16 protein-coding genes are annotated in these 14,730 nt (G+C 69.9%); 11 read left to right on the forward strand and 5 right to left on the reverse strand.

All coding sequences use genetic code 11. The features are described from left to right. Positions 1–5: 5 nt before the first annotated feature. Positions 6–395, reverse strand: coding sequence for a hypothetical protein (locus ACWGSK_RS04345; RefSeq protein ID WP_358514666.1), 390 nt, complete (start codon positions 393–395; stop codon positions 6–8). 62 nt (positions 396–457) lie between these two features. On the opposite strand from ACWGSK_RS04345, the gene ACWGSK_RS04350 reads away from it, so the two are divergent. The 4 genes from ACWGSK_RS04350 to ACWGSK_RS04365 all read left to right on the forward strand — a co-directional run bounded on the left by ACWGSK_RS04350 (position 458) and on the right by ACWGSK_RS04365 (position 4,023). Further along, positions 458–985 (forward strand): hypothetical protein, encoded by a 528-nt coding sequence (locus ACWGSK_RS04350; RefSeq protein ID WP_358514664.1) that lies wholly within the window; start codon positions 458–460, stop codon positions 983–985. 195 nt (positions 986–1,180) lie between these two features. After that, positions 1,181–1,762, forward strand: a complete 582-nt coding sequence (locus ACWGSK_RS04355) for a hypothetical protein (RefSeq protein ID WP_358514662.1) — start codon at positions 1,181–1,183, stop codon at positions 1,760–1,762. 463 nt (positions 1,763–2,225) lie between these two features. Next, positions 2,226–2,393, forward strand: coding sequence for a DUF3117 domain-containing protein (locus tag ACWGSK_RS04360; protein WP_014909697.1), 168 nt, complete (start codon positions 2,226–2,228; stop codon positions 2,391–2,393). Between the two features lie 115 nt (positions 2,394–2,508). Next, positions 2,509–4,023 carry a leucyl aminopeptidase gene (locus ACWGSK_RS04365; protein WP_358514660.1) on the forward strand — a complete coding sequence of 505 codons (1,515 nt, stop codon included), beginning with the start codon at positions 2,509–2,511 and terminating at the stop codon, positions 4,021–4,023. Between the two features lie 146 nt (positions 4,024–4,169). Here ACWGSK_RS04365 and ACWGSK_RS04370 read toward each other — a convergent pair whose 3' ends face one another. Further along, positions 4,170–4,760, reverse strand: coding sequence for an O-methyltransferase (locus ACWGSK_RS04370; protein WP_358514658.1), 591 nt, complete (start codon positions 4,758–4,760; stop codon positions 4,170–4,172). A 286-nt stretch (positions 4,761–5,046) separates the two neighbouring features. Here ACWGSK_RS04370 and sigE point away from each other — a divergent pair, with 286 nt between their 5' ends. The 4 genes from sigE (at position 5,047) to ACWGSK_RS04390 (ending at position 8,923) form a co-directional block, all read left to right on the forward strand. Then, entirely contained in the window at positions 5,047–5,640 is a 594-nt protein-coding gene (sigE, locus tag ACWGSK_RS04375) for an RNA polymerase sigma factor SigE (RefSeq protein WP_358514656.1), read from the forward strand. Between the two features lie 2 nt (positions 5,641–5,642). After that, complete coding sequence (locus tag ACWGSK_RS04380; protein ID WP_358514654.1) at positions 5,643–6,302, forward strand: anti-sigma factor family protein; 660 nt, start codon at positions 5,643–5,645, stop codon at positions 6,300–6,302. 44 nt (positions 6,303–6,346) lie between these two features. Continuing rightward, a complete protein-coding gene (locus ACWGSK_RS04385) occupies positions 6,347–7,342 on the forward strand; it encodes a transcriptional regulator (protein ID WP_452455357.1) in 996 nt (331 codons plus the stop codon). Positions 7,343–7,861: 519 nt separating this feature from the next. Next, positions 7,862–8,923, forward strand: a complete 1,062-nt coding sequence (locus tag ACWGSK_RS04390; protein ID WP_452455358.1) for a S1C family serine protease — start codon at positions 7,862–7,864, stop codon at positions 8,921–8,923. Between the two features lie 114 nt (positions 8,924–9,037). On the opposite strand, the gene ACWGSK_RS04395 is transcribed toward ACWGSK_RS04390, so the two are convergent. Continuing rightward, a complete protein-coding gene (locus ACWGSK_RS04395; protein WP_358514648.1) occupies positions 9,038–10,177 on the reverse strand; it encodes an Mrp/NBP35 family ATP-binding protein in 1,140 nt (379 codons plus the stop codon). Between the two features lie 401 nt (positions 10,178–10,578). On the opposite strand from ACWGSK_RS04395, the gene ACWGSK_RS04400 reads away from it, so the two are divergent. Further along, on the forward strand, positions 10,579–11,589 hold the full coding sequence (locus tag ACWGSK_RS04400) for a CPBP family intramembrane glutamic endopeptidase (protein ID WP_358514646.1): 1,011 nt from the start codon (positions 10,579–10,581) through the stop codon (positions 11,587–11,589). On the opposite strand, the gene ACWGSK_RS04405 is transcribed toward ACWGSK_RS04400, so the two are convergent. Beyond that, the gene (locus tag ACWGSK_RS04405; protein ID WP_358514644.1) at positions 11,586–12,086 is read right to left on the reverse strand and encodes a GtrA family protein; all 501 of its coding nucleotides are present in this window, start codon (positions 12,084–12,086) and stop codon (positions 11,586–11,588) included. The genes ACWGSK_RS04400 and ACWGSK_RS04405 overlap by 4 nt on opposite strands. 193 nt (positions 12,087–12,279) lie before the next feature. On the opposite strand from ACWGSK_RS04405, the gene ACWGSK_RS04410 reads away from it, so the two are divergent. Together ACWGSK_RS04410 and purE are read left to right on the forward strand one after the other, a co-directional pair. Then, complete coding sequence (locus ACWGSK_RS04410) at positions 12,280–13,437, forward strand: 5-(carboxyamino)imidazole ribonucleotide synthase (protein ID WP_358514642.1); 1,158 nt, start codon at positions 12,280–12,282, stop codon at positions 13,435–13,437. Further along, on the forward strand, positions 13,434–13,967 hold the full coding sequence (gene purE, locus ACWGSK_RS04415) for a 5-(carboxyamino)imidazole ribonucleotide mutase (protein ID WP_358514640.1): 534 nt from the start codon (positions 13,434–13,436) through the stop codon (positions 13,965–13,967). Before ACWGSK_RS04410 ends, purE begins: the two co-directional genes overlap by 4 nt. A gap of 97 nt (positions 13,968–14,064) precedes the next feature. On the opposite strand, the gene ACWGSK_RS04420 is transcribed toward purE, so the two are convergent. Further along, entirely contained in the window at positions 14,065–14,679 is a 615-nt protein-coding gene (locus ACWGSK_RS04420; protein ID WP_358514638.1) for a TetR/AcrR family transcriptional regulator, read from the reverse strand. Between the last annotated feature and the right edge of the window lie 51 nt (positions 14,680–14,730).

Consider the following 14,730-nt stretch of genomic DNA (forward strand, 5'->3'; position numbering starts at 1 on the left):
CCGACTCAGGCCAGACCACGGCGCACGGCGGCGGGCGGACGCTCGCCCCGGATCGAGGCGATCATGTCCAGCGCGCGCCGGACCCGTTCCGGGTACCGCGTGACGAACACCCGCGCCCCGGCCCAGGCGTAGGAGGAGGCCAGGGCGACCTCCTCCGCGACGTCCACCGGCACCGTTCCCGTGTGCGCGGGCGCGGACCCGGGTGTGGGCGGCTCGTGCCCGGGCGCGGGGTCACAACGCACCCGGACCGTGTGGCCGGCGTCGACCAGTTCCGCGACCAGTGCGGTCGGAGGCCGATGCCCGGTGTCGACCACCGTGTCGTCCGTGGCGCGGTCGTCGGTATCCAGGGTGGTGAGGGCGTCGGGAGTCAGGACTCGGAAAGGCTCGTTGGGCACCTGGCGAGTCTCCCACGGCGCACCACTCCCGGGGCGGCGGGCCATGTGGCACGATCGGAACCGTGCCCTACTTCATCATGATCCTGGTGGCCGTCGCCGCGCTCGCCGTTCTCGTCGGCGTGGTCTTCGTCGTACTCGGCAAGGGCGGGCAGCTCGCCCGGTTCGAGGCCGACTTCCCCCCGCTCGACCTTCCCGAGGACGGGCCCGTGGGCTCCCGCGACCTCGGTGGGTTGCTCCTGCCGTTGGCGCTGTGGGGCTACCACGTGCGCGCGGTCGACGCGCTGCTGTTGCGGCTGACCGCGACACTGCGCGAGCGCGAGGAGCGGATCGAGGACCTGGAGTGGCGGCTGGCGCGCCTGGACCCGTCATACGTGCCCCGGGGCACCGGCCCGAGCTTCGGCTCGTACCTGCCCGGTGACACCCCGTCCGGAGAGAGCGCCCAGATGGATGGCGCCACGGACGGCGGCGCGGACACCGGTGCCGAGGAGGTGGGGGTGACCCCGAACCCGGAGGCGTACGCGCCTCAGGGAGACGACGTCACCGTCGGTGGCGGTGAGGGGAAGGATCGGGGTCGAACGGATCGCGAGTAGGCGCCATCGACTAAGGCCAGGCTCCCACCGCCCCTTCCGGTCATGCCGGAATCCCTCGGGTGTCTATGTCGTGCATCACACCGGATCCGTCCCTCATGGCCCTTTCCCGAGCGTTCGGGTGCTCTATTCTCGTTCGCTGTACATGCGTACCCCCCGCTCCGTCGGAGCGGACGGATCGTCGTGAGGATGGCGAGGATGGACACAACTGCCGAACTCAAGGCGGGCGCGGACGAAGAGCCCGAGGATTCCGCCACCCCGGTGCGCCAACTGGCCCTGTGGCCCCCACCCCGTTCGACTCGGCACAACGGTAAGCGTCGACGGCGACTCACCCGGGTAGGGATCACGGCCATCGTGCTCCTGCTGGTGGCCGGTGGCGCCACCGCCGCCTGGGTCTACCTGGACGACTCGGAGCAGGCACCGGTCACGGCCACCTCCGACCCCGACGAGTTCGTCGGATCCTGGTCGGGTCTGATGAGCCAGGTGAACACCGAGGGCGACCCGGTCGCCGAATGGGACGCCCAGGTGCGGATCGAGGAAGGCGCCGAACGCGGCAGCACGGCCTGGACCACCTTCTCCTGCTCGGGGACCCTGGAGCTGTCGGCCCGTGACGGTGACCGACTGGTGTACACCTACACCGAGACCTCCGACCCCGACGCGAGGTGCGTCGACGAGGCCGAACTCACCCTGTGGCCGACCGCGGACTCGGGGCTCAACGCCGAGTGGTCCTCGGTCACGAGGGAGGGGACCCGGATGATCTCCACCGGGACCCTCGACTGAGTTTCGGGAAACCCCCGCAGCGGGTGGGCCCGGTCGAACGCGGATGGAGCCGGTTCGAGCCGTGTGGACCCACCTGTGAAGTTCCCAGGTGAACCCGTGTTCCAGACGCCCACGCGGCGACGGATCCAAGTCGTCGCCCCGGGACGGAAGTCGGAAGGGGTGCGCTCGCTCCGCCCCCGCTCCGGCTTGGTCCGATCCGGTTTCGGCCAGGACCGATATAACCTTGGTGACTAAAGCTTCCTCGTTATCTGATGCTCACGGCGGTGGTCCGGCTGTCGCCTGGCGCACACACAGGGGTCAACCTCCGAGATAATGGGCGAAGAGTGATTCACGTCCCTTAAGCCACACGGGCACGAGTCACCCGGAACCGGCCCACGGTTGCGGAGCCGAGACACACACGTGGATCGGCGCCGATGTTGTGGGTCGGCCCCGGCCGCGAGGAACACCTAGAAAGGGGAATGGCATGGCGGCGATGAAGCCGAGGACCAGTGACGGGCCGATGGAGGTCACCAAGGAGGGTCGCGGCATCATCATGCGGGTTCCGCTCGAAGGCGGAGGCCGTCTGGTCGTCGAGTTGACGCCCGATGAGGCGACCGAACTCCGGGACGCGCTCCAAGGCGTCGTCGGATAACAGGGCATCGTCGGCTGGTTCCGACACCTGATTCGTCCCCCACCTGGGCCGGAACGCCCTGATGACCCCCGAGGTTCCACACCTCCCACGATGAGCGAACGATTGTGAGCGGCCTGTGCCATTCGCCACGGAGATCCACCCCCTGGCGGGAACCCTCGCCGAATCCACCGCGGACCTGTTGGTCCTCCCCGTTCTCGCGGGTGAGGAAGGGCCGGAACCGGTAGAAGGGGTCGCCGACAGCGGACTCGCGGCGGTCCTTCCGGCCGCGCTCACCGATCTGTTCGCTCACTACACACTCACCGGAAAATCCGGCGAGTTCTCCCAGTTCCCGGTGACCCGGGACGGGGGCCTGGTCCGCCTGGCCCTTCTCGGAGTCGGTTCGGGAACCCCCGGCGACCTCCGGAAGGCCGGCGCCGCCCTCGCCCGGGCCGCCCGGGGCAGGAAGCACGTCGCCCTGGCCTGGCCGGGCGCGACCGGCCAGGCCGAGGCCGCCACGGCGCTGGCCGAGGGTGCTCTGCTCGCCTCCTACACGTTCACGCTGAAGACCTCCCGAACCCCCGAGGATCAGCGTCCCCCCACGAGGATCGACGTGGTGGGCGAGACCGAGGACCTCACCGACGCCTTGGCCCTGGGCTCCCACCTGGCCGGGGCCACGGCCCTGGCCAGGGACCTGATCAACACCCCTTCCCTGACCAAGGACCCCGAGTGGATGGCGACCCGGGCTCGGGAGACCTCCGAGGCCAAGGGTCTGACCCTGCGGGTCTGGGATGAGAAGGACCTGCGGAACGAGGGCTTCGGCGCGATCCTCGCCGTCGGCCAGGGTTCGTCCCGTCCGCCGCGCATGGTGCAGCTGTCCTACACCCCCGAGGACCTGGCCGGCGCGGCGGGACCCGCCGCGCACGTGGTGCTGGTCGGCAAGGGCATCACCTTCGACACCGGTGGTCTGTCCCTCAAGCCCAACGCCAACATGTCGCTGATGAAGACCGACATGAGCGGGTCGGCGATCGTCCTGGCGGTGCTCTCCGCCCTGGCGTCGGTCGGCTCCCGGGTGAAGGTCACCGGTCTGCTCGCGCTGGCCGAGAACGCCTTCTCCGGCGACGCCACCCGCATCGGCGACGTGCTCACCACCTACACCGGCAAGACCGTCGAGGTGCTCAACTCCGACGCCGAGGGCCGCCTGGTCCTGGCCGACGCCATGGGTTACGCCGTCTCGGAACTGGAGCCGGACCTCATCGTCGACGTGGCCACTCTGACGGGTGCCGCCAAGGTCGCGTTGGGAACCGGAATGGGCGCCCTGTACAGCACGGACGACGCCGTGGCCGGAGAGCTGATCGAGGCCGGCGAGGCGTCGGGGGAGCCGCTCTGGCGGATGCCCCTGACCGAGGAGTACGTGCCCACCACCGCGTCCCGGGTGGCCGACCTCGCCAACATCGGTACGCGTGGCACGGAGTTCGGCCCGGCGGGCGCCACGGACGCCGCGCTGTTCCTGCGCGAGTTCACCGGGGGCCTGCCCTGGGCCCACCTGGACATCGCCGGTCCGGGCCGTTCGACGCAGGAGAGCGGGCTGCTCAGCAAGGGCGGCACCGCCTTCGCGACCCGGACCCTCCTGCGCTGGCTCGCCCAGAAGTAGACGTTCGCCTCACACGGCCGTCACGAACCCACCTGCGCGACGCGAAGGCGTGCGCGGGTGGGTTTTTCCATGGGTCGGGGGATCGGCGGTGGCGCCGACATCGTGCCGCCCGCGACCACCCGGCCCACCCTTCGATCGAGCCGAGGTCAGGGTCGGATGGCCGCCAGGAGGCCTTCGCCCACCGGAATCAGGAGCGGGATGAACTCCTCGTCCTCGCGCATGCGGCGCATGACCTCGCGCACCGCGACCTCCGCCTGGTCGGGCACGCGCAGCGGCCCGTCGGGTTCGTTGGAGGTGACCATGACGTTGTTGAAGACCACCACGCCGCCCGGCCGGAGCAGACGCAGGGCCTCGTCGAGGTAGGTGGGGTAGGACGCCTGGTCGGCGTCGATCGACACCATGTCGTAGCCACCGTCGGTGAGGCGGGGGAGCACCTCCAGGGCCGCGCCGCGGATCAGCCGGGCGCGGCCGGCCCCGAACCCTGCCCGCGTGAAGGCGGCGCGAGCGTAGTCCTGGTAGGCGGCGTTGACGTCCACCGTGGTGAGGATCCCGTCCGGTGCCATGCCGCGGAGCAGCCAGATGCCCGAGGTTCCACAGCCCGTGCCGATCTCCACGACCGAGCGCGCGCCGATGGCCGCGGTGAGGAACCGCAGGGCGGCCCCGGTCGCGGCGTCCACGGGCGGGGCGGCGGAGCGCAGTCCCGTGTCGTAGGCGTCCGCCAGGGGGCCGTCGCCCATGGCGTTCTGCTCGAACCGTGCCTGTTCGGTCCGAACCCACGCGGTCCGAGCGACGCTCTCTTCAGCGCTGATGACGGCCTCCCATTTCCCTTACGGTCTGCGTTTCCCTTACGGTCCTGCGCTCTGACCGGTGGGATCGTCACTCACCGTGGAATGATGGTCGCGGTCAGGTGCTCTTCCTGGTCAAAAGACTAGCCTGAACGGGTGCGAACTTCCGCGCGTGACGGCGGGAACTTAATCGGCGCCTTTCGACGTTGAACACGTTGATCGCGATGAAGCCTCGGGGATGAAGGGAGCCGCGGTGCCAGAGACCGGCCCTGCCGTCGAGTTCGAGGCATGGGAACCCCCGAGCTGGGAAGAGGTCGTTCGGGTGCACTCCCCCCGGGTGTACCGCCTGGCGTACCGACTCAGCGGTAACAAGCACGACGCCGAGGACCTCACCCAAGAGGTCTTCATCCGGGTCTTCCGCTCCCTCGCCAACTACACCCCCGGAACCTTCGAGGGGTGGCTCCACCGGATCACCACCAACCTCTTCCTGGACATGGCCCGGCGCAAGGCCCGGATCCGTTTCGAGGGTCTGGCCGACAACGCCGACGAACGTCTCGAAGGCCGGGAGCCCTCCCCGGCCCAGCGCTACGACGACCGGCACTTCGACGCCGACATCCAGAGCGCGTTGGACGCACTCCCCGCCGAGTTCCGTGCTCCTGTCGTCCTGTGCGACATCGAGGGGCTCTCCTACGAGGAGATCGCCGCCACGCTCGACGTCAAGCTCGGCACCGTCCGCAGCCGCATCCACCGGGGTCGGGCGCAGCTGCGTCGTGCCCTCGAACACCGACGTTCCCTGGCGGCACAGGCGAACGCGAGCAAGGAGGCGGAGTGAGCATGGACCACCTCGGAGAGCGTCTTTCGGCGCTCATCGACGGGGAACTGGGCGCCGCCGAACACGAACGTGCCCTCATCCACCTGGCCAAGTGCGAACCGTGCCGGTTCGAGGCCGACATGATGCGCCGGCTCAAGCGCCGCCTCACCGGGCTCGGCGAACCGGAACCGGACCTGGACTTCATGGGCCGACTCATGGCCGGACCAGGGAGGGACGGCCCTTTCGGCTCCAGCCCACCCCTGGGTTCGTCCCGACCACTCGGAGGCTTTCCCGGGGAACCGCCCCGGAATCTTTCCGAGGAACCGACCAGGAAGGCCCCGGAGCGTCGCGAGCCGCGCACCAGCCCCGAACGGTACGTCCCCGTGCGTCGGCCAGAGGACGGGGGCTCGGTCCGGTCGCCGTACTTCTCCGGTGGACGCTACGCCGTGGCCGGCCTGGCGGTGGCCACCGCCCTGCTGGGCAGCGCGTTCGTCGCCGGTGGTGAGAACCCGGACAACGCTCCGGTGGTCGAGCCCCGCCTGTCCGACTACGCGGTGGAACACGCCGTGACCAGCCGGCAGATCCCCGTCGTCGACCCGACCACGGACCCGGTCGTCGCGTGGCCCGCCGGGATACCGAGGACGTCGGAGCGAACATCGGACCCGAACGAAACGACCCGGTGAGGCGCGGAGGTACCCGCTCCGCCGTTTTTTCCCTCGTCGTGACGTTGTGCGTCCTGTTGTGCAGCGCGGCGACGCATCCCGAGGCGTCCGAGATCCCCGCGGAAGGTGGGGACGACGGCATGGCGGTGTTGCGCGACGCCGCCGAGGCCGACGGCAGAGTGGCCTATACGGCGGTCCGCGGGCTGCGGGGTCCTCAGGGGGCTCTCGCGGTGCGGGTGGTCAGCAGACCGGGGGAGGGCCTGGCCATGGCCCCCGTGGGCGCGGAGGAGCAACCATTCGTGGTGCGCTCCTCCTCGGCGTTGGAGACCCTCGACGAAAGTCTCCTGGCCATGCTCGAACACACCTACCGGGTTGTGGAGACCGAACCCGAGGAACTCGACGGGCGCTCCGCCAAGGTGGTGGAGGCCAGACGGGCCGACGACACCGTCGCCGGACGGTTCTGGGTGGACGAGGCGACCGACCTGCTCCTGGGCCGCGACGTCTACGACCCCGCCGGCGAGCCGTCCTTCAGCAGCAGGCTCACCGAACTGAGACTCGGTGACCGGGACTGGCCGGAGGACACCTTGGGCGACGAACCCTGGGGTGACGCGCTCGATCACGCCGAACGCGAGGAACTGCGGTCCGAGGGTTGGTCGCTTCCGGAACACCTGACCTGGAACCTTCGCCTGGTCGACGCCAGGTCCACCCACCACGAGGAACACCGCGTGGTGCACACCGTCTACTCCGACGGGCTCTCCCAGATCTCCGTGTTCGCGCAACGTGGGAAACTGGGGGAGGAACGTCTCTCCGCGGATCAGAACGGATATGTCGGAACCGGTTCGGGGGGAACGGGCGTCACAACAGGGCACGAGACGATTTTCGGTGGAGACGTGGGTCAGTACCAGAGCATGTGGCAGGCGAACGGTTTCGTCTACACGCTGCTGGCGGACGCACCCGCCGACCTGGCCTCCTCGGCGGTGACGGCGCTGCCCGGGCCGGAGGGTTCCTCCGGGTTCTGGTCGCGGGTTCAGCGAGGTCTGTCTCGGCTGGGGCTGGTGTAGGGTCCCGCCCCGGTCGGCGCGCTGTGTGCCGAGCGGAAAGCCAAGCGACATACGGAGCAGGTCTTGAGCCAGGAGAACGACCGTTCGGAACCCGCCCGGGGGTGGGATCAGTCCATCTCCCGCCCGAACGGCGCGCCGCCCGAGCCGGGCGCGTCGGAGCCACCGGCGTCCGCCCCGGGGCAGGGCGCTCCCCAGGGCCCGCCCCCGGTCGGCGACAGGGGACGACCCTCGGGCCCGGTCGGCCCACCGCCTCCGGGCAACCCACCGCCCCCAGGGCCGGGTAACCCCGGTGGTCACCCACCCCAGGGAGGCCCCATCGGTCACGGCGGTTCCTTCCCGAACCCCGGTCCGTACCAGGAGCGCTTCCAGGCGCCCGCACAGGGCACCACACACCATCAGAGCCTCTCGGGAGCCGGTCACTTCGCCGTCCCACCGGGCGCGTCGCAGCAGGCGTACCAGCCCGCCGCCGCGCCACACAGACCCAAGCGCGGCATCCCCGCCTGGATGGCCTTGAGCGGCATGCTGGTGGTCGCCCTGGTCGCGGGTGGCGCGGGCGGTGTGATCGGCACGTTCGTCGGTCCCTCCGGTGATCCCTCCTCCGAGCACCCCGAACAGCAGGGGCCGAACATCAACGAACCCCCGCCCGAAGCACCGGAGCGCGCCCCGGACTCGGTGGCGGGCGTGGCCCAGCGGGTCAGCCCCAGCGTGGTGTCGTTGCGCAGCGCGGACCCGAGGATCGGCGGTGGTGGCTCGGGGTTCGTCATCGAGGGCGACTACGTCGTCACCAACGACCACGTGTCCTCGGAGCTGGAGGCCGACGGGATCATCATCGAGTACAGCGACGGCAGCAGCAGCGGCGCCGACGTGGTGGGCTCCGATCCCAGCTCGGACCTGGCGGTCCTGGAGCTGGAGGAACCCAGCGAGGTCGACCCGTTGGAGTTCGGTGACTCCGAGGAGGCCATCGTCGGCGACGAGGTCATCGCGATCGGAGCTCCGTTGGGGCTGGCGGGCACCGTCACCCAGGGCATCATCAGCGCGCTCGACCGGCCGGTGAGCCCGGACGGCGGCGACACCCAGTTCTTCGCGCTCCAGACGGACGCGGCCATCAACCCCGGTAACTCCGGTGGACCACTGGTCGACATGCGGGGCCGGGTCATCGGGGTGAACTCGATGATCTACAGCATGGGCGGTGGACCGCTCGGCGACCAGCCGGTGGGCAGCATCGGCCTGGGCTTCGCGATCCCCTCCACCGAGGCGGAGACGGTCATCGGGCGGATGGTCGACCACGGCGAGGAGTCCACTACCTACGCCGAACTCGGCGTCACCTACGACCACGAGAGCACGGTCGTGGGCGCGATGATCGCGGACGACCCGGACGCCGTCGAGTCGGGCGGCGCGGCCGACCAGGCCGGGCTGGAACCGGGGGACGTGATCGTGTCCTTCGACGGTCGCCGAGTCAACTCCGGTGGGGAACTGCAGGCGATGGTGCGCGACAAGGCCCCGGGTGACGAGGTCGAGTTGGAGTACGAGCGCGACCGGGAGCGGGAGACCGTGACCGTCACCCTGGGCCCCGACGAGTAGCCGCGCACGATGCGCCCACGGGTCCGGTCTCCGGGCCCGCACGACACGACGGCCCCCGGGTCGGGTGACCCGGGGGCCGTACGTCAGTCCTCCAGCCGTTCGGGGATCGAACCCCTAGCGACCGGCGGGGGAGATGCCCAGCTGCATGCCCGCGAGCCCACGCGGCTTGGCGACCAGGCCCTCGGCGACCTTCGAGAGCACCTTGCTGGCCTCGGCCTCGGGAGTGGTCAGGACGAGGGGCTTGCCCTCGTCGCTTCCCTCGCGCAGTCGGGTGTCCAGCGGTACCTGCCCCAGCAGCGGGATCTCCGCGCCGAGGGTCTTGGTGAGGGTGTCGGCCACCTGCTGACCACCGCCCTGACCGAACAGGTACACCGGCTCGGCGTCCGGGGTGGGCTGGTAGTACGACATGTTCTCGATCACGCCGGCGATGCGCTGGTGAGTCTGCGCGGTGATGGCACCGGCGCGCTCGGCGACCTCGGCCGCGGCCTGCTGCGGTGTGGTGACCACGAGCAGCTCGGCGGAGGGCAGCATCTGGGCGACGGAGATGGCGATGTCACCGGTGCCCGGGGGCAGGTCCATCAACAGGACGTCCAGGTCGCCCCAGAAGACGTCGGAGAGGAACTGCTGTAGGGCGCGGTGCAGCATGGGTCCGCGCCACACGACCGGCGTGTTCCCCTCGGTGAACATGCCCACCGAGATGACCTTGATGTCGTGCGCCGTGGGCGGGAGGATCATGTCCTCGACCTTGGTCGGGAAGTCCGACGCGCCCAGCATGCGCGGCACGGAGTGACCGTAGATGTCGGCGTCGACCACACCGACCTTGTGACCCTGGGCGGCGAGGGCCGCGGCCAGGTTGACCGTGACGGACGACTTGCCGACGCCGCCCTTACCGGAGGCGACGGCGTAGACCTTGGTGAGCGAGCTGGGCTTGGCGAAGGGGATCTCCTTCTCCGCCTGACCGCCGCGGAGCTTGGTCTGGAGCTCCTTGCGCTGCTCGTCGCTCATCACGTCGAGTTCGACCTTGACGGACGTGACGCCGGCGACCTTGGTCACCGCTGCCGTCACGTCCTTCTCGATGCGCCCCTTCATCGGGCAGCCGGCCACCGTGAGGTAGATACCGACGTGCACGGCACCGTCGTCGTCGATGTCGACGCTCTTGACCATGCCGAGGTCGGTGATGGGACGGTGGATCTCCGGGTCTTGCACCGTGGCCAGGGCTGCGTTTACCTGCTCGGTGGATGGTGTGGAGGACATGTGCTCAATCGTAGGTCAGCGGGATGGGATGGTCGGCCTGTGGCGTGACTCGCAGGTCCACTTGTTCCAACAGACGCATGGCACCGCGCTATTCCGGCGCGGGTCAGGGTGTGGTTCCCACCGATCCATACGGTGACCAGGAGATAACGGCGTGGACTTAACGCGGGCGATACACGGCCGGATAGTAGTCTCTGCGCACGATGGGAAATGTGCCGCCACCACCTGGTTCGTCCTGGCCCGCCGCGCCCGAGGGGCCGGAGGGGTCGGCTTCCGGTGGTCTCGAACAGTCCAGGGAGCAGACCTGGGCCAGCCCTCCCGGGGGCGCGAGGCAGACGCCGCCAGGGGGGCACCCGGCGCTGACCCCGGACCCCTCGGTGTGGGCTTGGCCACCTCCGCGTCCGGTGCGGACGAACGAGTTCGCGCGCTCGGAGATCCCCGAGGGTGAGTCCTACCACAGGTTGGCCCGCAACCGATTCTTCCGGTGGTGGGTGCCGCTCGTGGCGATCGCGGTCTTCGCGGTCCTGTCGTTCTTCCTGTGGGTCGGTGTCATGGTCGTGATGACCATCGTCGCCATCCTCGGTGGCAGCGGTCTGGCGCTGGAATCGGCCAACCTGGGCGAGATCGCCGGTCTCGCCTTCGGGCTGGCGTCGATAGCGCTGTTGATGCCGCTGGCGTTCTTCGTGACCCGCGTGGTGCAGTGGCGCCGGACCGGGTCGCTCATCTCGGTGACCGGTCGCATGCGTTGGCGCTGGCTCGGCATCTGCGCCCTGATCGCCTTGGCCTTGGCGCTGGTGTGCGTGTTCCTGGTGCCGCTGCTGCCCTCCACCGCGGCGGACGCCGCCGCGGTGGAGGCCGAACCCGCCGGCACCGGCGAGGGGATCCAGGTCCTGCTCGCGCTCATGACGGTGATCGTCCTACTGGTGCCGTTGCAGTCCGCGGCCGAGGAGTTCACGCTGCGCGGGCTCGTCATGCAGCTCGTCGGTTCGCTGGGCTCTTCCACCGGCGAGAGCTCGTTCTCCAAGGTGATGCGTTCGCCGTGGCCGGCCATCCTCGCCGGTGGAACCCTGTTCGCCGCCCTGTACGCCGCCACCCATCCGGGCCATCTTTGGACCACGGCGTCCCTGATGGTGTTCGGGCTGGGGATGTCCTGGCTGACCTGGCGCACCGGCGGCCTGGAGGCCGCGATCGGGCTGCACATGGTCAACAGCCTGTTCCAGTTCACCCGTTGCGCCCTGGAGGGGCGACTCTCGGAGGTGGGCACCGGCGTCGTCATCGGCGCGGGACTGCCGATGGGGGCGGACACGCCGTTGACCCTCGCCGTCACGGTCGTCCAGGTGGGGCTGTACTCGTTCCTCGCGGTGCGCTGCGCGCCCCGCTTCGGGGCCGGTGCCCGCAGTGCCGTCCGTTCCTAGCCGAACCGTTGATCGGGCGTGGGATCCGGGGCGGAATCGGAATCGGGGTCGGGGGCGGGGTCGGGATCCGGCGGGAACACCCACGTTCGGTAGGAGAAGAACCGGAAGAGCGTGCCCAGACCCACCCCCACGACGTTGCCGGCGATGTTGCTCGCCAGCTGTCCCTCCCAGCCCAGTACGTACACGGCGAAGCCCAGACAGCCGACCTGGATGAGCATGCCGACCCCGTTCATCACCAGGAACAGGAAGGTCTCCCGGCCGTAGCCGGTGCGGGCACGGTCACGGAAGGTCCAGAACCGGTTGCCGACGAACGCGACCGCGATCGCGCAGGAGGTGCCGACCACCTGTCCGACCAATAGGGGCAGGTCGGACAGGCCCCACACCAGGTTGGTGACGGCCAACTGCACCACGTAGGCCAGGGCGCCCACCGAGCCGAACTTGCCCACCTCGGCCGCCAACCCGGCGATGCGAGGGTGCCGGGCGAGGAACTCGCGCACGGGCCGCGCCTCCAGTCCTTGGGGGTGTCTCGCCGCGCGGGGAGCGGCCCTCGGGCGGCCCACCCGCACGCCCTAGACTCTAGCCGGGGCCGTGATGAAGACCCCGGCCGCGGGTTCCGAGCCGAACGGCCAGGTTCCACCACGTGTGGGACCGTCCCGCATCCGCGGTCGACGAGCATTGAGTTGAGGAACTGTGAGCGAGCGTAACCGCATCATCCCTCGCGTGGGAATGGTGGGCGGAGGCCAACTCTCCCGGATGACGCACCAGGCCGGTATCGGCCTCGGCGTGGACTTCTCGGTCCTGGCGGCGAGCCCCACCGACAGCGCGGCCCTGGTCTGCGGTGACGTCACCCTGGGTGACGACCGTGGGCTCGACGACGTCCTGGCGTTCGCCAAGGCGCACGACGTCGTCACCTTCGACCACGAACACGTGCCCGAACCGGTCCTGCGCGCCGTGGAGGAGGCCGGTGGCCTGCTCCGCCCGAGCCGTGACGCCCTGCGCTTCGCCCAGGACAAGCTGCGCATGCGCACCCGCATGGCCGAACTGGGCGCGCCCTCGCCTCGATGGCGGTCGGTGACCACCCTGGAGCACGTCACCGCCTTCGCCGAGGAGGCCGGTTGGCCGGTCGTGCTCAAGGCCGCGCGTGGAGGCTACGACGGCAAGGGCGTGTGGATCGCCGCCGATCCCGACGAGGCCCACGAGGTCGTGGAGCGCGCCGCCGCCGAGGACGTGCCGCTGCTGGTGGAGGAGAAGGTGGACTTCTCCCGCGAACTCGCCGTGCAGGTGGCCCGCTCCCCGCACGGTCAGGTCGCGGTCTACCCGGTGGTGGAGACCGTGCAGCGCGGCGGGATCTGCCACGAGGTGATCGCGCCGGCCCCGGGATTGGACGAGGAGAAGGCCACCCGAGCCCAGGAGCTGGGCATCGAGATCGCACACGCCCTGGGTGTCACCGGCGTGCTCGCCGTGGAGCTCTTCGAGACCGCCGACGGCGTGGTCGTCAACGAGTTGGCGATGCGTCCGCACAACTCCGGCCATTGGAGCATCGAGGGCGCCCGCACCTCCCAGTTCGAACAACACCTGCGCGCCGTCCTCGACCTGCCCCTGGGGTCGCCGCGCACCAACGCCCCCTTCACCGTCATGGCCAACGTGCTGGGCGGCGAGGACCCCGAGATCTACCGCCGCTACCTGCACGTCATGGCCAAGGACCCCGAGGTGAAGGTGCACTTCTACGGCAAGGACGTGCGTCCGGGCCGCAAGATCGGGCACGTCACCGTGATGGGCGACGACCACGAGGACCTGCTGGAGCGCGCCCGCGACGCCGCCGACTACCTGCGAGGAGACCAGAAGTGACCGAAGGCAAGCCCCTGGTGGGCATCGTGATGGGCTCGGACTCCGACTGGCCGGTGATGCGCGAGGCGGCCGAGGCACTGCGCGAGTTCGACGTGCCCTTCGAGGCCGACGTGGTCTCGGCGCACCGCATGCCGCACGAGATGATCTCCTACGGGAGCGAGGCGGCCGGGCGTGGCCTGAAGGCGATCATCGCCGGGGCGGGCGGCGCGGCGCATCTGCCGGGCATGCTGGCCTCGGTGACCACACTGCCGGTGATCGGTGTGCCGGTTCCGTTGAAGTACCTGGACGGGATGGATTCGCTGCTGTCCATCGTGCAGATGCCCGCGGGGGTGCCGGTGGCGACCGTCGCGGTGGGCGCGGCCCGCAACGCCGGGCTGCTGGCGGTGCGGCAGTTGGCGGCGCACGAGCCGGCGTTGGCCGAGCGCATGGCCGGTTTCCAGGAGGACCTGAAGGCGCAGGCGCACGCCAAGGGCGAGCGGTTGCGTCGCGAGGTCGCCGAGGGTGGCAAACCCATGGGTTTCAGCATGTAGTGGTGCCGGTGGGTAAGTGGGTGCTTGTTCGGCCCCGGCGTTCCGCGAGGACGCCGGGGCCGTCGTGTGTCCGGAGCCGGTTGTGCGGGACCGGCTCTCAGGGGGTGGGCCTTTCGTGTGGTCGGTCCTTTGAGGGGAGCCGATCCTCTTGGGGGAGGAGGGCGCGGATCCCGTCCATGGCCTGCTCGACGGTGGGCAGGGAATCGGGGGCGACCAGGTACTGGAGCACGTAGCCGGTGACGAGGTTGTAGACCATGGAGCCCAGCCCCGCCGAGGTGGCGTCGTCGACCTCCTCCAGCGGGATTCCGAGGATGAGGGCGCTGAGTTCGCGGCGGCCTTCGAGGATTCCCTCGGACAGGGTGGTGCGCAGTCCTTCGTCGAACTGGGAGTGCGCGAAGGCCTGGACGCTCGCCACCATGAGGTCACGGTGTTCGGGGAGGGTGCCGAACAGGGAGGTGAGCAGCAGACGGGTCCGGTTCTCCGCGGTGGTGGGACCCGCGTCGCGGATGGCCTTCTCGAAGGCGTCGCCCCACTCGCTGCTGGCCTCCAGCAGTGCGGCGTTCATCAGGCTGTCCTTGGACCCGAAGTGGTAGCCGATGGAGGCCAGGTGGGCGCCCGAGGCGGCGGCGATGTCGCGGGCCGTGGTCTTGCTGTAACCCTTTTCGACCAGGCACTTCTTGGCGCCGGCCAGCAGGTCCTCACGTTGGCTCATGCGCACACCGTAGCATTTTTGACGTACGTACATATTGACGGGTGATTTTGA

The sequence above is a fragment of the Nocardiopsis sp. NPDC055551 genome (genome assembly GCF_053619415.1).